Origin of the sequence: Flavobacterium sp. LS1R10 (assembly GCF_003968825.1) — a bacterium.
GTDB lineage: Bacteria > Bacteroidota > Bacteroidia > Flavobacteriales > Flavobacteriaceae > Flavobacterium.
In genome coordinates this window covers 262,039-283,093 of sequence record NZ_RYDH01000004.1, presented here as the reverse complement: position 1 = coordinate 283,093, position 21,055 = coordinate 262,039, and the positions used below count along the sequence as shown (strand labels likewise).

The following is a 21,055-nucleotide window of genomic DNA, read 5'->3' as shown; positions in this document are numbered from 1 at the left end:
ATAACAAAAAAAAGGTTTTATATTAATAAAAACCTTATAAAATAATAGAGAAGTTTTTATCGTTTCAAAGAAAAATGGGATTTATATTCTTTTAAAACAGAGTCCTCAGTATAGGAAATTGAAAACCAGTAATCATCCGCTGGGAGTGCATATCCATTGAAAGTTCCATCCCAACCGGAACCGTTAGGCAATAGTTCTTTCAATAGTTTTCCATAACGATCGAAAATATATAATTTTAAATTTTCTTGATTTGGTATTCCGGTGATGTTCCAGGTATCGTTAAATCCATCTCCGTTTGGAGTGAAGAATTTAGGACTGTTGATAAGTTTCACTGTTACTGGAATGGTGAAAGTTCCGCAATTGGCATCGCTGACCGTTATTTCATGAATTCCGGAACTCACATTGGTGAATACATTACGCTCTTGAGGGGAACCTCCATCTAATGAATATAAGAAATTGCTTCCATCACCTACAAATGGGACGGCAATAACAGTTATGGTTTGGTTGTCCGTGAACCACCCGCTGGTTGTATAAGTTACAGAGGCTGGTTTTGAAGATTCAATAACCGTAAAAGGGACGCTGTCAGCAGTACAGCCAAAAATGGATAAGTTCGTAACAGTGAGCGTATAGTTTCCAGGTTCATTTGTTGACAAATTCTCAGCTGTACCTACTAAAGTTCCATCTTCACTTTTCCATTCAAAGGAATATTGTGGTGCAGTAAATCCACTTTCAATCAAGGCATCGGTAGTGATTCCGGTATCAATATCGATACAAATGGTAGGAACGATAAGGACTGGTTTTGGTTTTTTGGTGATAGTAATTACCATCGGTTTTTCGGCAGGACAAATCACTGTTCCTGATGTTCCTGATTGGGCATAGCCATAAATAGTGGTTGAAACAGTGATGAAATCCCGTGGGAATTTTTCAGTGTTGTTGCTTCCTGGACCACCTGGATTAGTGAAATATCGTGTTACAGGAGCTGTATACGAAGGAAGTTCAAAAGATTCACATCTGGTGACAGGAGTAATAGGTGTTATAATTGGAGTGTTATAAATGGTGACAATAAAAGGGTCTTCATCAATGCAGGTAACTCTATTGTTGTTTTCTACATATACAAAAAGCGTTGCTGTGGTAGTTATTGGGGAATAAGGAGGCAGTAATTGCACTCCAGTTCCATAGGGACCATTTGAAGCGGTGTAATAACTTCCAATCCCTACTATGGTTGGTAAATTAAAACTATTGCAGGCATATTGATCTGCTATGTCATTTACAAAAGTGACTAAAACATATATGCTGTATTCCGATACACAGCTGTTAGTGACGGTAGCAGGAGCATAAACATAGATTGTTTTTGAGGTTTTCAAAATGGTACCGGGAGGTAAAACAGGATTTGTGGGCGATGGTCCGCCTGCAAATTCGTAATATTCTCCGTTTATCAAATTATCTAAAATATAATTTTGGCCACATCGAATAACTTCAACCGGTTTTGCATCAATTGCAGGCGATTTATTAATGGTAATTAAGAATTCTTCTTGCACATAACAGGGTCCGGAAGTAGCTTTGTCATAAAAATACATGATTTGCGTTGTCGTTACAGGATAGCCCACTGGCCGAAGCGCACCGGTTCCTAAAGTTCCCGTGAAATAATTTCCTGAATGTGCTACTGCAGGTAAATAATAGACGTCGCAATGCGGATCTGTATCTGCTAATACTGGTAAAGGAGTAATATTTACCGTAATGGTAAAATCTAAATTATCGGTACACGTTTGACCTGTGACATAAAACCAAAGTGTTGTAGTGGCATTAATGAATGTTCCGGCAGGAATAACTGTTCCGCCACCCGCAGGAGCAGTTCGATATTCTCCTACTGTTAATGCAGGCAGTTTGTAGGCAGAACAGGAATTTACATCTGTTGGAGGCGTTATGCTTAATAGATTAATAAAAACTTTAAATGTTTTTTCATCAGCACAATTTTTTGGAGACGTAGCTGTTTCTTTATAGACGTAGATTTGAGTAGTTGTATTTATTACTGTTCCTGCAGACAAAAGAGATCCGCTCTTGCTACTGCCTGTATAGTAGACGCCGCCATTGAGATTCGCCGGCAGGATATAGGATGTACATGCAAATTGATTTACATAATTCGGCAATGCAGTAAAGGGTATTATTGTGATGTCAAAAGGGTTTTCTTGTGTACAAGACGGGGTAACCGTAGTGTCCTCAAACCATACATATATCCTGTTTATTCCCGGAGTATTTATTGTGGATCCAGCAGCTAATTGTGTGTTTCCTGGGGCGCTACTGCCTCCGCTTTGAGTGAAATATTTACCATAGAGCAAAGGCGGAAGCTTATATTTTGTACAATAGGTTTCAGAAGCGGGTGTGATAGTACTTAAATTTGCAATAGTAATATTAAAAGAATCTTGGTTGGTACACACTCCGGATTGATTGAAAACATATAAATTAGTTGTCGTTGTAGATATCACGTTTCCGGCAAAAAGTTGTGTTCCAGTTCCACTAGTTCCAGTCCAATATTGTGCTCCGGCATTTAGCAATACAGGTAAGGTATAAGACGTACAAACAAACACATCGTTTAATACATCGACTTTAGGTAATGGAGATACTAATAATTGAAAACTAGTAACAACATAACAATTAGGATTTGTAATATTTTGTAAACGCACCCACAACGTTGCACTTGGCGATAACAATTGGTTGCTCGAATTTAGAGTTATGATGTTTGCATTGTTATTAGCTCCTACTAATGAGGAGTGAAAAGTAAGTATCTTGTCCGAGGTATTTTGAGAACCTATGATCGATGCAATTTGTGACGTCAAATTGAAATTAGCTTTTAAAGGGCTTTCAGATAAATTTCTGGAGCATAATGTTGCAGCTGCCGGGGTATTTGCAATTTGTGGTGGCGGAACAATAAGCAATTGGAAAGACCTGATTTCATAGCATAATGTATTTGGGTTTTCAATTCTGACAAAAATTTGCTTGCCACTTTCAATACTCGCAATCGTCTGAAGGATTGGTACTGCGCCAGTATTCCCAATGGCATCTCCATTAGTTAGGTGATAGGAAATAATAGTGTCTGCGGGCAAATCATCTAAAACACCAGCTGTTCCGGACGATTGGTTAACGCCGGCTAGAATGATTATGCTGTTTTTATTTAAATCAAAATCAGAGGATGAAGCTCCGGTATCACAGGCGTAAATGTTAGGAACGGTATTTAATACACCAATCTTAGGATAAATTTCTATAATGATTTCATCGGTAACCGCGATGCATTCAGGTTCTTTATACGTGACACTGTAGGTATGAATTCCGGAACTAACCAGTGGAGTAATTGTGTTGAGGTCTAATGTTTCTCCTGTTTGTGCCGGAGAAAATGCTATTCCTTGTTTTTTCCATACAAAAGTGGTTCCGGGACTTAAACCCATTGCAGATAATGTTGGTAAAGTATTTCCAGGACAAATAGCAGTATTGTTCGTCACTGTGTAATCAAATCCTAATACATCTTGTCCGATGTTAAAGCTATTTGCTTCTAAAAAAATGGCAGAATCATAACCTGTATTATTTCCTCCATCGGCAATAACTAATTTGATGCGATAAATATGGTTGATATCTAAACCGGTCGCTGAAGCTAACATTGAAACAGTTTGTCCATTAAAATTTATTGCAGGACCAAATCCACTGCCGTTAAAAGCTCCAAAATAGTTAGGATTGGCAGAAGGACAATTCTGATTATAGGCATCATCTCTTATTGTCTCCACAGAAACCGGAACAGTTGTATTTGGAATTACGGCTAAATTTATATTTGAACTTCCAGCCGTTACATCTTTTAAAAGAAATGCAAATGCATCAGAGAAGTTACATTGGGAGGTTCCGTACTCTTCTGAAGCAAAAACAAAGGAGAAATTAAAATTAGGTGTTTTTGGTTGAAAATCAAATTCAATGTAACTCGCATTTATAGAATTAATAGTTATTCCTGATTGAGAAAGTAAATTTCTTTCCAAATCAGTGTCGCCCAGCCAAGCTGAATTACCATCACTTAAAATAGTAGTATTGGGACTGATAATTTTATTAACATCTCCGGTACTCAAAACGACACCATTTGCGAACGGGAAATTTGCATTGCTGTTTTCAAAGTAACCAATACCATTTGTTGAGCCATAAAACGAACCGGATTTATAAGTGACATTGGTTCCGGATACACAAGGTGAATTGATTAAGATATCATTAATCAATTGATCCGCCGTGTAAGTAGATGTATTGATTGTTACCGATTGTGAAAAACAAACGGCATTAAATAATAATAAAAACAGGAGTTGAATTTTTTTCATATTATTAATTAATTGCATATTTCAAATATACAAAAAACCGATAAAAAGTAAATTAATACGATGCAATAGTATTTTTAAACATATTTGTAATTTTAATCCTATAATTTACTAAAAATTCTTCTCTGAAGAATAGAATCTTTAGTAATGCTATTATGAGTTTCCATATCGATTTTCTAAATGATTTTTCTAATTAAATACTATATTTGTAACCTTAAAATAAACACATAAAATGACATTATCACAAATTCTTACGCCTTCGATCGAAAAAGCGGTTCAAGCCATATTTGGCATTGCTATTGACAAAGTAGAATTTCAAACTACACGCAAAGAATTTGAAGGAGATATCACTGTGGTTATTTTCCCATTGTTGAAAGTAGTCAAAAGTAATCCTGTAGAGCTAGGGAATAAAATAGGAACTTATTTGGTCGAAAACATGGTAGAAGTGAGTCGATTTAATGTTGTTTCAGGATTTTTAAATATTGTTATTTCTGATGACTATTATTTGGATTTCTTTAATGAAATAAAAGACGATTTACGCTTTGGTTTCGTTACTCCATCCCGAAGCGTCGGGACTGAAGACAAAGCCGTAATGGTGGAATATTCTTCACCAAACACCAATAAGCCATTGCATTTAGGTCACGTACGCAACAATCTTTTAGGATATTCGGTGGCAGAGATTATTAAAGCTTCTGGTAAAAAAGTGTACAAAACCCAAATCATTAATGATAGAGGAATCCATATTTGTAAATCGATGTTGGCTTGGCAAAAATTCGGAAACGGAGAAACTCCAGAATCAACAGGATTAAAAGGAGATAAATTAGTTGGTAATTATTATGTTGCTTTTGATAAAAAGTACAAAGAAGAAATAGCGCAATTAATAAGCGCAGGTAAAACAGAAGAAGAAGCAAAGAAACAAGCACCAATTATTTTGGAAGCGCAAGAAATGTTACTAAAATGGGAAGCAGGAGATGAACAGGTAATCACGCTTTGGAAAACTATGAACCAATGGGTTTATGACGGTTTTGCTATTTCGTATAAAAACCTTGGAGTCGATTTCGATAAATATTATTACGAAAGTAATACCTATTTATTAGGAAAAGATGTTGTTCAGATTGGTTTAGACAGAGGCGTTTTCGAAAAAGATCCGGATGGTTCCGTGTGGATTGATTTAACGGACGAAGGTTTAGACCGTAAAATTGTATTGCGTTCTGACGGTACTGCAGTTTATATGACGCAAGATATTGGTACGGCAATCCAGCGTGTGAAAGATTATCCAGATGTAGGCGGAATGGTTTATACCGTAGGAAATGAGCAGGATTATCACTTTAAAGTGTTGTTTCTTATCTTGAAAAAATTAGGTTTTGATTGGTCTAAAAACCAATTTCATTTATCATACGGAATGGTAGATTTGCCTTCTGGAAAGATGAAAAGCCGTGAAGGAACGGTTGTTGATGCCGATGATTTAATGCAGGAAATGATAGATACGGCGCAAAAAATCGCAGAAGATTTAGGAAAATTGGATTCCTATTCTGCTGATGAAAAAGCAAAATTATACAACACGATTGGTTTGGGTGCTTTGAAATATTATATTTTGAAAGTAGATCCTAAAAAGCGAATCCTATTTAATCCCGAAGAATCGGTAGATTTTGCCGGAAATACCGGTCCGTTTATTCAATATACGTATGCCAGAATTCAATCTATTATTCGTAAAGCGAATTTTGACTTTTCGAATAAATCAAAAGTTGCAATACTTCATGAAAAAGAGAAAGAATTGGTGAAACAGTTAGCGTTGTTTCCTGAAGTGATACAAAATGCAGCACAGCATCACAGTCCGGCTTTGCTTGCAAATTTCACCTATGATATAGTTCGGGAATACAACTCATTCTATCAGGCGGTCCCTATTCTTGGCGAAGAAGATTTCGAAAAGAAAATTTTCCGAGTTCAATTATCTAAAAAAGTAGCAGATACTATAGCGGCTTCCTTTAAACTATTGGGTATTAGTGTGCCAGAAAGAATGTAATAATGGCATATTTTTTGCGTTAATAATTACTTAATAATTTAAAAATACGATTATGAAAAAAATTTCAATCTTAGCTTTACTTGCACTTGTAATAAGTTCTTGTACAAATGATCCCGCTTCAGGAGGGAATGTAACCTTGAAAGCCTCCGCGGTGTCTACAACAGCTAAGACTTCTCTAAATTCTCGTACTGCTGCCTCTACAGTAGTTTTTACTGATTTTAAAATTAATATTGGGAATATCGAATTTGAAACCGACATGGAAGATGCGATGTACAGTATGGATCCTAAATATGATGACGTTAAACTTAATGGGCCATTTTTATTAGACTTGCTTGATCCAAACCTAACGTTAAGTCCATTTATTACTTCTGTAAATGTTCCGAATGCGAGATATGAGGAAATCGAATTTAAATTCGAAAAATCTACTTTACTTGATGAAATGAATGGTAAGACTTATTTGATTAAAGGAACCATAAATGGGAAACCATTTATTATCTGGAGCGATGAGGATGCCGAACTTGAATTGGATTTTGAAGACCAAAACAAAGATTTCACTATCAACAGTAATGATTTGTCTTTAAACATTAAAATACATCTTGATGCTTTAATGAATAAATTAACAACTTTGGCAGACCAAGGCCTATTATTAGATACCGATGGAGACGGAGTTATCGAAATTAGTACTGGTAATGAAGATAGTCACAACGATATTGGCGACTTCATAAAAAATTTACTAGAAAATGAAACAGATTTAGACGACAACGATTAATCTAAAGTTAATTGATCGTATAATAAAAGAGGCTATCTGAAGAAGATAGCCTCTTTTTATTTATAATACTATTTAAACTTCAAAATCAAATGCTTAAATTTGCGCCTTAATTAAAGAGAAAAAAAAGTATGTTCGATAATTTAAGCGATAAACTAGATAAAGCCTTTCATATACTTAAAGGTCACGGAAAAATCACGGAAGTAAATGTAGCCGAAACGTTGAAAGAAGTTCGAAGAGCCTTGCTTGATGCGGATGTCAACTTTAAAATCGCCAAAGATTTTACCACCAAAGTAAAAGAAAAAGCAATTGGACAGGATGTATTGACAACGCTTCAACCTGGACAATTACTAGTAAAGTTAGTAAAAGATGAATTGACAGAATTAATGGGTGGTGATGTTGCCGGAATCAATCTTTCCGGGAATCCAACGGTTATTTTGATGGCTGGTTTGCAAGGTTCGGGGAAAACTACTTTCTCGGGGAAATTAGCGAATTATCTTCTTACAAAAAAGAACAAAAAACCACTTTTGGTGGCCTGTGATATTTACCGTCCAGCGGCAATTCAACAATTATATGTAGTTGGAGATTCGATAGGAGTGGAGGTATATTCTGAGCCAGAAAATAAAAATCCGGTTGAAATTGCTCAAAACGCAATCAAACATGCAAAAGCAAATGGATTCAATGTCGTGATTGTCGATACTGCTGGTCGTTTAGCTGTCGATGAGGAAATGATGAACGAAATAGAACGTGTTCATAAAGCCATCGAGCCACAAGAAACCTTGTTTGTAGTGGATGCAATGACCGGACAAGATGCTGTGAATACAGCAAAAACCTTCAACGAAAGATTAAATTTTGATGGGGTTATTTTGACTAAATTAGATGGAGATACGCGTGGTGGAGCAGCAATTTCGATCAAATCAGTTGTTAATAAACCAATCAAATTCGTAGGTACAGGGGAAAAGATGGATGCCATTGATGTATTCTATCCAATTCGTATGGCCGAAAGAATTTTGGGAATGGGAGATGTTGTGTCTTTGGTCGAAAGAGCCCAAGAGCAATTTGATGAAGAAGAAGCACGAAAAATCCAAAAGAAAATTGCCAAAAATGAATTCGGTTTTGATGATTTCCTTTCTCAAATTCAACAAGTAAAGAAAATGGGTAATATGAAAGATTTGGTTGGAATGATACCAGGTGCTTCAAAAGCCATGAAAGATGTGGAAATAGAAGACGATGCTTTCAAACATATTGAAGCTATTATTCACTCGATGACTCCAGTTGAAAGGAGCAAGCCGGCTCTAATTGACGTGAAAAGAAAAGCCCGAATTGCTAAAGGCTCCGGTACCAAAATCGAACAGGTGAATCAATTGATGAAACAGTTCGAACAAATGAGCAAGATGATGAAAATGATGCAAGGGCCAGGAGGTAAAAACCTTATGAAAATGATGGGTGGTATGAAAGGTGGAATGCCAGGAATGAGATAAAATGAGTCAAAAGCCGAAAGTCTTAAAGTTGTAATGACTTTAAGACTTTCGGCTTTAATACATTAAACTAAATAAAAATGCAATTACTAGACGGAAAAAAAACTGCGGAAGATATAAAAAGCGAGATTGCTATTCAAGTGCAGAAAATGAAAGCTGACGGGCAGAAAGTGCCTCATTTAGCAGCGGTTCTTGTTGGATCAAACGGCGCAAGTTTGACTTATGTTGGCAGCAAAGTAAGATCATGTCAACAAATAGGATTCGAATCTACATTGGTTTCTTTAGCGGAAGACATCTCGGAAGTTGAATTATTGGCAAAAATCAAAGAACTAAATGAAGATGATGAATTAGACGGTTTCATTGTTCAATTGCCTTTGCCCAAACACATCGACGAGCAGAAAATTCTGATGGCTATTGATCCTGATAAAGATGTGGATGGATTTCATCCAACCAATTTTGGAAAAATGGCTTTAGAAATGGAAACGTTTTTGCCTGCAACGCCTTATGGAATAATGGAATTGTTAGAACGTTACAAAGTAGAAACAGCGGGCAAACATACTGTTGTTATTGGACGAAGCCATATTGTGGGTCGACCAATGAGTATTTTGATGAGTCGCAAAGGTTATCCAGGGGATTCAACTGTAACTCTTACGCACAGCAGAACCAAAAATATAGAAGAATACACTAAAAATGCCGATATCATTATTACGGCTTTAGGAGTTCCTAATTACCTAAAAGCAGATATGGTGAAAGAAGGTGTTGTGGTTATTGATGTGGGTATTACCAGAGTGGAAGATAGTTCACATCCAAAAGGATATGTGATTACCGGTGATGTTGATTTTGAAAATGTAAGTAAAAAAGCATCGTTTATTACTCCGGTTCCGGGTGGAGTAGGACCTATGACCATTGCAATGTTATTGAAAAATACGCTTTTGGCACGGGAAATGAAAAGAAATAAATAAAGAGAAAATAGTTTTGATTGAAAGCCTTAGACACCAGTTTAAGGCTTTTTTTAGTTTAAAAATGTATAAAATTCTGATAATTGATGCGGAAATAGAATTTAAAGAATACTTTTGTACCACTTAAAAAAAGACCTTTAAAATGGACGATTATTATTCGGAAATGTTGAACTAATATAGCGCTTGAACGATTTTCAAGAGGCTGTACATAAACCTATAGAATTTTTGAAATGAGAGCTTTTTACAAAAACAATAACGGATTAATTGCCACCGCTGAATGGACTCCAAACTGCTGGATAAATATTGAATGTCCTACCAAAGCCGAAAAAAAATATTTACTCGACGAATTACAAATTCCTGAAGCATTTTATAACGACATTGAAGATATTGACGAAAGACCAAGGATAGAAATTGAAAATGGTTGGACTTTGATTATCATGCGAATTCCTGTGAAGAGTAATGATGTGAAGTTGCCTTTTCATACGATTCCTGTTGGAGTTGTTTTTAAAGGAGAAGTTTGTATTACCATCAGTTTTCATAAAACGGAAATGCTTACTGATTTTGTAACCTATACCAAACGTAAGAATATAAACATTAAAGACAACTTCGATTTAGTGCTCAAATTATTGCTTTCTTCCAGTGTTTGGTTTTTGAAATATTTAAAGCAAGTCAATCAAAAAATAAGATTAGCCGAGGACAATTTAGAAAAGTCAATTAAAAATGAAGAATTACAAGCGTTGCTTCAAATAGAAAAATGTTTGGTATTCTTTATGACTTCCTTGAAAGGGAATGATATCCTATTGCATCGAATCAAGAATATAAAGTCCCAAAAAGAATATTTTGATTTAGATTTACTGGAGGATGTTGAAATTGAATTGCGTCAGGCACAGGAAACCACTAATATTTATAGCGACATCTTAACGGGAACTATGGATGCGTACGCTTCTGTGATTTCTAATAACATGAATACGATTATGAAGCAGATGACTTCGATTTCGATTATTCTGATGATTCCAACATTGATTGCCAGTTTGTACGGAATGAATGTGCCTAATGATTTACAAGACAATCGTTATGGAATCTGGATTGTCATTTCTGTATCTGTTTTATTATCTGCTTTTGGTGTGTTTTTGTTCAAAAGAAAAAGATGGTTTTGATAGAAATAGATTTCAACTTTAAATTTCACTATTCCTGAGACTATGGATTTACTTTAATAGTGTATCAAAAAGTTTTAATTTTCCAAAATAATGATTTTGAAATAAAAGTATAATACTATGTTTAGGGTTAAATAATAGCTGTATACACCAAATAATGGTCTTTTTTAGAGTTAAAGCGCCTTGTTAATGATGGCTTTATGAAATATTTTTCGCATAATTTAGGATAGGCCAAATTTATAAACTACATTTATTTCTCAAATAAATTACTATCTAATGAGAAAAAAATTACTGTTTTTATTCGTACTTTGTTTTGGTATCACTCACGCTCAAAAGGACTACTTGAACTATGAAAACCTTACTAAAAGTCTAAAAGAGCTTGACGCCAAAAGTAAATATTGCACTGTAAAATCAATTGGTAAAAGTAGTGGAGGCAGAGAAATATGGGTAGTAACAATTTCCGAATCAACCACTCCAAAACCAGCTTTGCTTATCACAGCCGGGCTTGACGGAAAATACCGTGCTGGTACACAGATCACCTTAAAAATGATTGATAACGTATTGAAAAACGAGAAGTTAGCTGCGATTTTAAAAGAAAAAACGATTTATTTTGTTCCTGCTGTAAATCCGGATGCCATAGATGCTGCTTTTGGTGCTGTAAAAATGGAAAAGCGCGGTAACGATACCAAAACAGATGATGACAGAGACGGTAAAATAGGCGAAGACCCTTTTGAAGATTTAAATAAAGATGGTTTAATTACGCAACTTCGGATTGAAGATGTAACAGGAAGTTTCATTGAAAGCCCAGAGGATTCCCGTGTTTTAATAAAAGCAGATCCAACAAAAAATCAGGTTGGCAAGTATGTTTTAATTTCAGAGGGAATTGATACCGATAAAGACGGAATGTTTAATGAAGATTTTTCAGAAGGAGTCAATATCGACAAAAATTTTACTTTTGACTATCCTGCTTTCGAAAAAGGGGCAGGAGTTTATGTAGCTTCTGAGCCAGAAACCAGGGCACTTCTTGATTTTTTATATTTGAATCAGAATATTTATGGTGTACTTACTTTTGGGATGCACAATAATTTATCTGAGACTCCAAAGTATGATAGTAAGTTAGCTAGTTCTAGAATTATTAAAGGATGGTTAGAAAAAGATAGTAAAGCAGCAGAGCAGGTTTCTAAATTATATACCCAAAAAGCGACAATCAAAGGCGGCCCTAAAATGCCGATGACCAAAGGAAATTTTGCGCAAACCGCTTATTTCCATGCAGGGAGATTCAGTTTTTCAACACCAGGCTGGTGGGTTCCTAAAGTAGAGGCTAAAAAAGATTCGCTGTATTCTAAATTAGAAAAGCCAGCAGAAAAAGATAAAGAGGAATTGAATTCAGAAGTCTCTTTTTTAAAATGGGCTGATAGCCAAAATATAAAAAATGTTTTTGTTGACTGGTCAGTTATTAAACATCCTGATTTTCCAAATCAAAAAGTAGAAGTAGGAGGTTTTATCCCTTATGCTCTGAACAATCCACCTGTGAAATTTTTAGAAGAAACAGCGAATAAACATGTGCTTTTTGTGGAAGAACTTTTGGCAGCCATGCCAAAAATTGAAACAAATGTTCCCGAAGTAGAAAAGATAAAGGAGAACTTATACCGCGTCACTATAAAAGTGGCCAATAAAGGGTTGCTGCCTACTTATACTGAAATAGGAGACAAAATCCGATTTGTTTCTAAAATGAAAACAGAAATTCTACTCCAAAAAAATCAAATCATGGTTTCTGGCAGGAAATATTTTATCCGTAATAGTATGCAAGCGGATGAATCAGAGGAATATTCATGGTTGATTTCAGGTACAGGAAAAGTGACGATCACTACAGGTTGTGCCACTGCAGGATTTAAAGAGGTAATTGCTGATTTGAAATAATAAGTTGACTTCAAAAAAATAAAAAAGGATATTGAATCCTCACCGATAAAAAGTAAAAAAATGAAAAAATACATACTATTCAGCTTGTTCAGTTTTGTTTTTTGGGTTACTAATGCTCAAAAAAATGGTATTGCTCCACAAGATTTAAATGGCATCCGTGCCATTGGTTCCCCTGCTAATCCCAAAGTAAAAATGACTTGGGATCAGTACCATGATTATGCACAGGTGACTCAGCTAGGAAGAGATTTGGTGAAAGCCTATCCAAATTTAGTTAAAATGGAATCCGTAGGGAAATCCTATGAAGGAAGAGATCTTTGGGTATTAACGATCTCTGATTTCGATTCCGATAAAGTTGAAAACAAGCCTGGTTTTTATATCGATGGCGGAATTCACGCAAATGAAATGCAAGGTGTTGAGGTTGCCATGTATACGGCATGGTATTTAGCGGAGAGTTTTCAAACTATTAAATTCATAAATACTTTATTAAAAGAAAAGGTGTTTTATATTGTAATGACTATCAGTCCTGACGGGCGGGAAAATTTTATTTACAAACCGAACAACTCTAATACCTCTCGTTCAGGAATGCGTCCTTTTGATAATGATGGTGACGGTCTGGTGAATGAAGATACGCTTGATGATTTAGATAACGACGGGAATATCGTGATGATGCGCAGAAAATCAAAAATAGGACGATGGAAAACAGATCCTAAATATCCTACTCGCATGTATCAGGTCAAAGGAGATGAAATAGGAGACTATGAAATGTTAGGGTATGAAGGTTTAGATAACGATAAAGATGGTTTAGTAAATGAGGATTTGATTGGGACGTATGATCCAAACCGAGATTGGGGATGGAATTGGCAACCTAATTATGTTCAAAATGGGGCATTGTTTTATCCAGGTACACTTCCTGAAACCCGTGCTATAAAAGCCTTTATTATCAATCATCCCAATATTGCCGGAGCACAAAGCTACCATAATTACGGCGGAATGTTTTTAAGAGGTCCCGGCGCTGCAGAAGACGATGCGTTATTTGCTCCACAAGATATTGAAGTGTACGATAATATTGGAAAGTTAGGGGAAAAAATGATTCCCGGTTATAATTATTTTGTAATTCACAAAGACTTGTACACTGTTTATGGTGGAGAAATTGATTTTTTGTCTTTGACTCGAGGGATATTTACTTTTAGTAATGAATTGATGACTTCCTATAAGTTATTTAACCAAAAAAATACCGCTGGACGATGGGATAATGATGAATTCAATGAATTTGATAAATACCTGTTGTTTGGTGATGGCTATGTAGAATGGAAGGAGTTTAATCATCCGCAGTTTGGCGATATTGAAATAGGAGGTCCTAAAAAGAATTACATTCGGAATCATCCGGGGTTTATGATTCAGGAAGATGCACACAGAAACATGGCGTTTTCATTGTACCATGCGTATCAGACTCCAAAATTAGAAATTGTAGGTATTGAAACTGAAAAGCTTTCAGGGGATTTAGTTGCAGTGACTGCCACAATTATGAATACAAGGATCATTCCAACCCATTCGCGACATGATGTAAAAAACAAGATAGAGCGTCCTAATTATATCAGTTTAGCGGGTAGTACCGTTGTAGCGGGTATGACAGTTCAAAACGAAGATTTGAATTTATTTACAGAACAAAAATTCAGTCCAGAGACCATTGCAGTACCTATTATTGAAGGGATGGGTAATGTAAAAGTAAGATGGATCGTTAAAGGAAATCCTTCAGGAGCAACGGTAAACGTTTCCAGTGCCAAAGGCGGAACAGTCTCTGAGAAAGTAAAATAGATAAATACTACTGTGGTTTTTAATCAGTACAAACGTGTAATTTGTTTTAGAGTGAAGTGCTATTCAGTACGCTTTAAAATGGTTTCTAAAAACCCAGACTAGCTCTGGGTTTTTTATTTATAATTGTTTTTTAATAATCGCCTCGTCCTTTAAATCTAGGATCATCTCTTTTGATAAATTCCGTTCTTCTTTTTGGTACTTCTGTTTTTGGTAAACTGGCTTCTTCGGTTTTGATCGAAGGTTCGATGAGTTCGTTTAATTCTTTGATTTCGGCATCAGTCAAATCACGGAAACGACCCACAGGAATGTCCAGCGAAATATTGATAATTCGGATGCGTTTTAATGCCGTAACTTCATACCCCAGGTATTCACACATTCTACGAATTTGACGGTTTAAACCTTGTGTCAACACGATTTTAAAAATGGTAGAACTAATTTTTTCTACCTTACATTTTCGGGTGACGGTGTCTAAAATTGGTATGCCATTTCCCATTTTTTCAATAAAACGATCGGTGATGAGTTTGTTGACCGTTACGGTATATTCTTTTTCGTGATTGTTTCTTGCACGTAGTATTTTATTGACGATATCGCCGTCATTGGTCATAAAAATCAATCCTTCACTGGCTTTGTCTAATCGTCCTATAGGAAAAATACGTGTGGGATAATTAATGTAATCTACAATATTATCGCGAACCTCCAGATTTGTGGTGCATTCAATTCCTACCGGTTTGTAGAAAGCAAGATATACAGGTTTTTCATTTTTCTCACGGATTAGTTTACCGTCAATACGCACTTCATCATTTGGTGAAACTTTAGTGCCTAATTCCGGTACAACTCCATTGAGGGTTACTCGACCTTCTGCAATGATTTTGTCAGCTTCGCGGCGGGAGCAATACCCGGTTTCTCCTATGAATTTATTGAGTCGTTTTAGATTTTCTTCCATGATACAAAAGTAATGAATTTGGAAATAGTTATAGGAGTTTTGTATAATCTTTGTCATTTGGACAAAGCAGAAATGGCATAACGATCATACTATTCTGATGGTGTTTGTTTTACTCCGTTTCAAATAAAAAGCGGGAGACTTTTTTATACAACCCATCGTCATGCATGCTATGCCCTAACCCATTAGTTTCAATGAAAATAGAATTTTTCCAGGTGCTGGCTATTTTTTTTCCTTCTTCAAATAAAACAACTGTATCATTAGTGTCATGAGCGATTAATCCTTTTGTTTTTATTTTAGTAGCAAAATGCTTGGCTGAGAATTTTTCAAGTTTTAGTTTAAAATGGTGTAGATAATGTGCTTCAAGTCCTTTTGAAATTTTAGAGTTTAAACTCAACATTGCAATATAATTATCGAGAATGATTTTGAAATCACTCGGCGATCCTAAAATCACCATTTTCTCAATAGTGTTGTTTTGATAAACAGATTGATAATACAAGCAGGTTTTTCCTCCTAAGGAATGGCCAATTAGGTATTGCGGTTTAAATTTTTGAACTATAAAATCAATAGATTTAGCATATTGGGGAATATTAAATTCCTTTCCACTTGATAAGCCATGAGCAGGAGCGTCGATTGCTATGATTGTACTACCGGATTTTTTTAAATAGGGTACCATTTTTTTCCAGCGTGAGGCATTGCTTTCCCATCCATGCACGAGGAGTATTACAGTATTATTTCCTTTCCAAGTATAGGTTTGAATGTCGTGTCCGTTATGCTGAAAAGTTTCCGCAGCTGTTTCTTGTAGTATTTTAGGAAGTTTTGCAGCAGTAAGCCTGCCTTCTCGGGGTTCGCTAAAAAGAGAATAAGCAAGTTGGGTTGCCTTGTCAAGAAATACGTAGCTTAATAAATTTACGTATAATCCAATAGTTTTAGTAAACAGATAATAAAGTATTTTTTTCATAAAAAAAAAGTCCCGATTGGTATCGGGACTTAACTATAATTAGAATTTAGAAAACAATTGTTCCATTTTCTCTTTTTCTTCGTCAGCCAATACACTGTCGACTAATATTCTTCCGGAGTGTTCATCAGTAATGATTTTTTTTCTGGAAGCAATTTCTACCTGTGTTTGTGGGGGTATCGTGAAGAAAGATCCTGCAGAGGCTCCTCTTTCGATAGAAACAACAGCTAAACCATTGCGAACACTTGTTCGGATTCTAGTGTACGCTTTTAGCAATCGTTCTTCTATTAAAGCTTGGTATTCTTGTGATTTCTCAGTTAAGAACGCTTCTTCTTTAGCTGTTTCTGCCATAATGGCGTCTAACTCTGATTTTTTATGCTTTAAGTGATTTGACTTCGCTTCTAATCTTTCTTTAGAACTAGAAATTACTTCTTTCTTGTGTTCGATTGAAGCTTTCATTTCTTTAATTTGTTTTTCAGACAACTGAATTTCTAATTCTTGAAATTCAATTTCTTTAGTCAACGAATTAAATTCTCGGTTGTTACGAACCGTTTCTTGTTGCTTAGTATATTTTTTGATGGACTCTTTGTGCTCATCAATTGCATTCTTTTTTACTTTGATTAGATCCTCAACAACTTCGAGTTCTCCTTTCAGTTTTTCTGAACGGGTGCTTAAACCTGCAACTTCATCTTCTAAATCGTCTACTTCTAAAGGAAGTTCTCCTCTTACGTTTCTGATTTCGTCAATTCTAGAGTCAATAAGTTGTAAATCATAAATTGCTCTTAACTTGTCCTCAACACTTAATTCTTTCGTATTCGCCATATTCTATAAGTACTTAACTGGATTTGAATTTTCTTCTGATAAAATAACTGCAAAATTAAGGATTTTTTTCCGAAGATACTCAACAATATAATTTTTTGTATAACGTTCGCTTTCAAAATGTCCTATATCGGCCAAAAGCAACTTGTTTTCGGCCTCATAAAATTGATGGTACTTCAAATCGGCAGTCAAATAGGCGTCTGCTCCGGCCTGAATTGCATTTTTTATGGCAAAACTTCCCGCTCCGCCAAGCACAGCTACTTTTTTAATTGTTGCACCTGTAAAACCGGAATGCCGAATTCCGCCGCACTCCATTTTTTCTTTTGCAAAAAGCAGAAACTCTTTTTCATTCATGGGATTTTTTAATTCGCCTATCATGCCTAAGCCAATATTTTGGTGTTGGTTTTGCAATTCATAAATTTCATAGGCCACTTCCTCATAGGCGTGGCTATTGAATAAGGCTTTCAGGATTTTTTTTTCTAAATGTTTTTCGAAAGTGACTTCGATTTTGATTTCGTCACCTTGTACAAATTCAAATCGTTCTCCAACCTGCGGATTGCTGTGCTCGTTTCCCATATAGGTTCCAATTCCTTTCGAATTAAAACTGCAATTTGCATAATTCCCAATCGTTCCCGCTCCTGCGTCAAAGAGGGCATTTCGTACTTCTTCCGCATTTTTAGGAATCGTGTAGGTTACTAATTTCCGAATGAAGTTTTGCTTTGGAATCAGGATTTTAGTATGTATTAATCCTAATGCATCACTAAATATTTTATTTACACCTTCTTGATGATTGTCTAGCGCAGTGTGAACGGCATATATAGCTATGTCATTTTTTATGGCTTTGATAACAGCGCGTTCCACGTAGTTTTTACCCGTTATTTTTTTCAATCCAGAAAATAAGATGGGATGAAAACAAACCACCAGATTGCATTTTTTTGCAATTGCTTCGTCAATTATATTTTCTAAAGCATCATGGCAAACTAAAATACCTGTAGCCTCCGTTTCCTGATCGCCAACCAATAGTCCTACATTGTCAAAATCTTCAGCATAGGCGAGTGGCGCCATTTCTTCGAGTACGTCTATTATTTCTTTGATTTTCATGTTTTTGACTCTGATTTACACAGATATATATTTATACACAGATTCAAAGTTATTTTTAATTTGCGAAAATTTGTGAAATCTGTGTTAGATTTTTAAATCAAAGATAATTTATTCTACTTTCGTAAAATGAATTTACTTCGAAAATTACTATTCCCTTTTGCCGTTTTGTATGGTTTAGTAACGTGTATTCGAAACTTTCTTTTCGATAAAGGGGTTTTAAAATCATACTCGTTTGAATTGCCCATTATTGCTGTTGGGAATCTTAGTGTTGGAGGAACCGGAAAAACGCCCCAAATTGAATATTTGATTCGCTTGCTTTCGGATAAATATAAAATTGCTACACTAAGTAGAGGCTATAAAAGGCAATCTAAAGGTTTTATTTTGGCAGAAGCCACTTCGAATGCAGAAACCTTGGGAGATGAACCTTTTCAGTTTTATCAAAAATTCCCATCGATTCAAGTTGCGGTTGATGCCGACAGAAAAAATGGAATAGAGCAATTGCTTTCGCAATCCATAAAACCAGAAGTGATTTTGCTTGATGACGCTTTTCAACATCGAAAAGTAAAAGCGGGTTTTTATATTTTATTGACTTCTTATGGTGATTTATATTCGGATGATTGTATGTTGCCAACCGGGAATTTACGCGAAAGCCAAAGCGGAGCGGCAAGAGCGAATGTGATTATGGTGACTAAATGTCCTCATAACCTTTCATTTGAGGAGCAGGATGACATTAAAAAGAGGCTAAAAGTTGGTAAAAATCAAGAATTATACTTTACTTTTATAACATACGATGGTTATATTTATGGTGAAAATTTAAAGATAAAGGGGAATGAAATTCAAGATGCTGCTAAGGTACTAGTGGCAGGAATTGCAAAACCGGAACCATTTTTCGCCTATTTTAAGGATACTAATGAGGTCTGTTTGTCTTTTCCGGATCATCATAATTTTACCGATAAAGACATTTTAGAAATTAAAAAGTTAGCTCAAAACAACATGATTATCACTACCGAAAAAGATTATATGCGATTGAAAGGAAGTTTACCAAGCGGACAACTCTTTTATCTGCCTATAAAAAGTACTTTTATTTCCGGGAGTGAAAATTTTGATAAAACAATTACAGATTATGTGGGAACAAGTACAGGAAACCGTTAGTTACATTAAGCAAAGAATTGATTTTACGCCAGAATATGGTGTGATTTTAGGATCAGGATTAGGGAGTTTTACCGATGAAATGAAGGTAGAATATACACTGCCCTACAATGAAATTTTAAATTTCCCTGTATCGACGGTACAAGGTCATAAAGGGGCCTTGGTTTTTGGAACAATAGGCGGTAAGAAAGTAGTGGCCATGCAGGGACGGTTTCATTTTTACGAAGGCTATTCGATGACTGAAGTGACTTTTCCGGTGCGAGTGATGAAGTTTTTAGGGATTGAGAAATTAGTGGTTTCAAATGCATCAGGCGGTGTGAATCCGGCTTATAAAGTAGGCTCTATTGTGATGCTTACGGATCATATCAATATGACGCCGGAGCACCCTTTACGTGGGAAAAATGACGAACGTTTTGGGCCTCGTTTTGTAAATATGAGTGAGCCGTATTCGAGAAAAATGATTGCAAAAGCGACTGAATTAGCTAAGCAACTTCATATCGAGGTTCATGAAGGAATTTATCTGGGGCTTCAAGGGCCTACTTTTGAAACTTTGGCTGAATATAGAATGGTCAAGATTCTTGGTGCAGATTGTGTTGGGATGTCAACCGTTCCTGAAGTAATTGTGGCCCGTCACATGGATCTGGAGACCTTTGGAATTTCTGTAATTACGGATATGGGTAATGAAGAAAGTATTGGCACTATTTCACACGATGAAGTATTGGAAGCAGCAAAAAAAGCTGAACCGCAAGTGAGGAGTCTTATTAAAGAATTGATTTTAAACTATTAATGACTAGATGTATTCAGCGATTGTTATGTAAAATTCCTCTGGGGCGAACGGTTTTGTAATGACTTCATTCATTCCAAAAGACAAGAGCATTTTGCGGTTTTCATGCAATGTGATCGCCGTAAACGCTATGATGAGGGTGGTTTTATCAAATATTCTAATCAATTCTGTAGCGATCGTGCCGTTGATACCCGGTAAATGAACGTCCATAAGAACCAAGTCAAATTTGTTTTTCCGAACTAAATCAATGGCATCTTCCCTATTGTCAACTAATTCACAAATGATTCCTTTATTGATCAGCATCTTTTTAGTGATCATTTGGTTAATTTTATTGTCCTCTACCAAAAGTTTTTTTTTATATAATAATTTAGAATCATAGTTTGCTTTTGGTTTGGTTTCCTCTTGTAACGGTTGCTCACTTATTTTAAAGTCCGGCAGGAATGAAAATGTAGATCCTTCTCCTACAGTACTTTTTAGTTTAATTTGGCCACCCAGTATTTTAATTAATTTTTTTATAATAGTTAATCCTAGCCCCGTGACGCCATATTTTCGATTTACTTCTATGGAACTTTGGGAAAAATTGTCAAAAACACTTGCCAGTTTATCTTCGGGGATTCCAATTCCGGTATCAGTAATTTCATAATATAAAGTTGCATTTTCATTCTGCAAAGAGTGCAGTTTGGTAATTACGTGTACGGCTCCGTTTTGTGTAAATTTTAGCGCATTGTTGATTAAATTTCATTTGGGTTTTCTACCAATAACAAATGGGTAATTCCGTTGATGGCATTCAGAGGGGTTTAAAACTTGAAAATAAAGTCGCGCTCTTAGAGAACGTTTCTATGTTGTTAT

Annotated in this window: 15 protein-coding genes; 9 read left to right on the top strand and 6 right to left on the bottom strand. The window is 35.7% G+C overall.

The features are described 5' to 3' along the window. Positions 1-56: 56 nt before the first annotated feature. Positions 57-4,343, bottom strand: a complete 4,287-nt coding sequence (locus EKL96_RS09870; RefSeq protein WP_158615226.1) for a T9SS type B sorting domain-containing protein — start codon at positions 4,341-4,343, stop codon at positions 57-59. 229 nt (positions 4,344-4,572) lie between these two features. Here EKL96_RS09870 and argS point away from each other — a divergent pair, with 229 nt between their 5' ends. The 7 genes from argS to EKL96_RS09835 all read left to right on the top strand — a co-directional run bounded on the left by argS (position 4,573) and on the right by EKL96_RS09835 (position 14,455). Then, positions 4,573-6,363 carry an arginine--tRNA ligase gene (gene argS / locus EKL96_RS09865; RefSeq protein ID WP_126461547.1) on the top strand — a complete coding sequence of 597 codons (1,791 nt, stop codon included), beginning with the start codon at positions 4,573-4,575 and terminating at the stop codon, positions 6,361-6,363. A gap of 52 nt (positions 6,364-6,415) precedes the next feature. After that, positions 6,416-7,132 carry a hypothetical protein gene (locus EKL96_RS09860; RefSeq protein WP_231507371.1) on the top strand — a complete coding sequence of 239 codons (717 nt, stop codon included), beginning with the start codon at positions 6,416-6,418 and terminating at the stop codon, positions 7,130-7,132. A gap of 128 nt (positions 7,133-7,260) precedes the next feature. Continuing rightward, the gene (ffh, locus tag EKL96_RS09855; protein WP_126461544.1) at positions 7,261-8,610 is read left to right on the top strand and encodes a signal recognition particle protein; all 1,350 of its coding nucleotides are present in this window, start codon (positions 7,261-7,263) and stop codon (positions 8,608-8,610) included. 77 nt (positions 8,611-8,687) lie between these two features. After that, positions 8,688-9,569, top strand: coding sequence for a bifunctional 5,10-methylenetetrahydrofolate dehydrogenase/5,10-methenyltetrahydrofolate cyclohydrolase (locus EKL96_RS09850; RefSeq protein ID WP_126461541.1), 882 nt, complete (start codon positions 8,688-8,690; stop codon positions 9,567-9,569). A 227-nt stretch (positions 9,570-9,796) separates the two neighbouring features. Further along, entirely contained in the window at positions 9,797-10,723 is a 927-nt protein-coding gene (locus EKL96_RS09845; RefSeq protein WP_126461538.1) for a magnesium transporter CorA family protein, read from the top strand. Positions 10,724-10,996: 273 nt separating this feature from the next. Further along, positions 10,997-12,640 (top strand): M14 family metallopeptidase, encoded by a 1,644-nt coding sequence (locus EKL96_RS09840; protein WP_126461535.1) that lies wholly within the window; start codon positions 10,997-10,999, stop codon positions 12,638-12,640. A gap of 60 nt (positions 12,641-12,700) precedes the next feature. Next, complete coding sequence (locus tag EKL96_RS09835; protein ID WP_126461532.1) at positions 12,701-14,455, top strand: M14 family metallopeptidase; 1,755 nt, start codon at positions 12,701-12,703, stop codon at positions 14,453-14,455. 130 nt (positions 14,456-14,585) lie between these two features. Here the strand turns inward: EKL96_RS09835 and rluF are convergent, their stop codons facing one another. The 4 genes from rluF to EKL96_RS09815 form a co-directional block, all read right to left on the bottom strand. After that, positions 14,586-15,398: a 23S rRNA pseudouridine(2604) synthase RluF gene (rluF, locus tag EKL96_RS09830; RefSeq protein ID WP_126461529.1), complete on the bottom strand. Its 813-nt coding sequence runs from the start codon at positions 15,396-15,398 to the stop codon at positions 14,586-14,588. Positions 15,399-15,507: 109 nt separating this feature from the next. Next, complete coding sequence (locus tag EKL96_RS09825; RefSeq protein ID WP_126461526.1) at positions 15,508-16,356, bottom strand: alpha/beta fold hydrolase; 849 nt, start codon at positions 16,354-16,356, stop codon at positions 15,508-15,510. Positions 16,357-16,395: 39 nt separating this feature from the next. After that, complete coding sequence (locus EKL96_RS09820; protein ID WP_126453591.1) at positions 16,396-17,175, bottom strand: zinc ribbon domain-containing protein; 780 nt, start codon at positions 17,173-17,175, stop codon at positions 16,396-16,398. 3 nt (positions 17,176-17,178) lie between these two features. Continuing rightward, positions 17,179-18,273: a Nif3-like dinuclear metal center hexameric protein gene (locus EKL96_RS09815; protein ID WP_126461523.1), complete on the bottom strand. Its 1,095-nt coding sequence runs from the start codon at positions 18,271-18,273 to the stop codon at positions 17,179-17,181. Between the two features lie 126 nt (positions 18,274-18,399). Here EKL96_RS09815 and lpxK point away from each other — a divergent pair, with 126 nt between their 5' ends. After that, entirely contained in the window at positions 18,400-19,425 is a 1,026-nt protein-coding gene (lpxK, locus tag EKL96_RS09810; RefSeq protein WP_126461520.1) for a tetraacyldisaccharide 4'-kinase, read from the top strand. Beyond that, the gene (locus tag EKL96_RS09805; protein WP_126461517.1) at positions 19,397-20,209 is read left to right on the top strand and encodes a purine-nucleoside phosphorylase; all 813 of its coding nucleotides are present in this window, start codon (positions 19,397-19,399) and stop codon (positions 20,207-20,209) included. Before lpxK ends, EKL96_RS09805 begins: the two co-directional genes overlap by 29 nt. A gap of 3 nt (positions 20,210-20,212) precedes the next feature. Here EKL96_RS09805 and EKL96_RS09800 read toward each other — a convergent pair whose 3' ends face one another. Further along, positions 20,213-20,884: a response regulator gene (locus tag EKL96_RS09800; protein WP_233579288.1), complete on the bottom strand. Its 672-nt coding sequence runs from the start codon at positions 20,882-20,884 to the stop codon at positions 20,213-20,215. Positions 20,885-21,055 lie beyond the last annotated feature (171 nt).

What these genes read in the sequence shown, in the direction of transcription:
- EKL96_RS09870 (WP_158615226.1), bottom strand. Translation starts at nt 4,343, where the DNA reads ATGAAAAAAATTCAACTCCTGTTTTTATTATTATTTAATGCCGTTTGT.
- argS (WP_126461547.1), top strand. Translation starts at nt 4,573, where the DNA reads ATGACATTATCACAAATTCTTACGCCTTCGATCGAAAAAGCGGTTCAA.
- EKL96_RS09860 (WP_231507371.1), top strand. Translation starts at nt 6,416, where the DNA reads ATGAAAAAAATTTCAATCTTAGCTTTACTTGCACTTGTAATAAGTTCT.
- ffh (WP_126461544.1), top strand. Translation starts at nt 7,261, where the DNA reads ATGTTCGATAATTTAAGCGATAAACTAGATAAAGCCTTTCATATACTT.
- EKL96_RS09850 (WP_126461541.1), top strand. Translation starts at nt 8,688, where the DNA reads ATGCAATTACTAGACGGAAAAAAAACTGCGGAAGATATAAAAAGCGAG.
- EKL96_RS09845 (WP_126461538.1), top strand. Translation starts at nt 9,797, where the DNA reads ATGAGAGCTTTTTACAAAAACAATAACGGATTAATTGCCACCGCTGAA.
- EKL96_RS09840 (WP_126461535.1), top strand. Translation starts at nt 10,997, where the DNA reads ATGAGAAAAAAATTACTGTTTTTATTCGTACTTTGTTTTGGTATCACT.
- EKL96_RS09835 (WP_126461532.1), top strand. Translation starts at nt 12,701, where the DNA reads ATGAAAAAATACATACTATTCAGCTTGTTCAGTTTTGTTTTTTGGGTT.
- rluF (WP_126461529.1), bottom strand. Translation starts at nt 15,398, where the DNA reads ATGGAAGAAAATCTAAAACGACTCAATAAATTCATAGGAGAAACCGGG.
- EKL96_RS09825 (WP_126461526.1), bottom strand. Translation starts at nt 16,356, where the DNA reads ATGAAAAAAATACTTTATTATCTGTTTACTAAAACTATTGGATTATAC.
- EKL96_RS09820 (WP_126453591.1), bottom strand. Translation starts at nt 17,175, where the DNA reads ATGGCGAATACGAAAGAATTAAGTGTTGAGGACAAGTTAAGAGCAATT.
- EKL96_RS09815 (WP_126461523.1), bottom strand. Translation starts at nt 18,273, where the DNA reads ATGAAAATCAAAGAAATAATAGACGTACTCGAAGAAATGGCGCCACTC.
- lpxK (WP_126461520.1), top strand. Translation starts at nt 18,400, where the DNA reads ATGAATTTACTTCGAAAATTACTATTCCCTTTTGCCGTTTTGTATGGT.
- EKL96_RS09805 (WP_126461517.1), top strand. Translation starts at nt 19,397, where the DNA reads ATGTGGGAACAAGTACAGGAAACCGTTAGTTACATTAAGCAAAGAATT.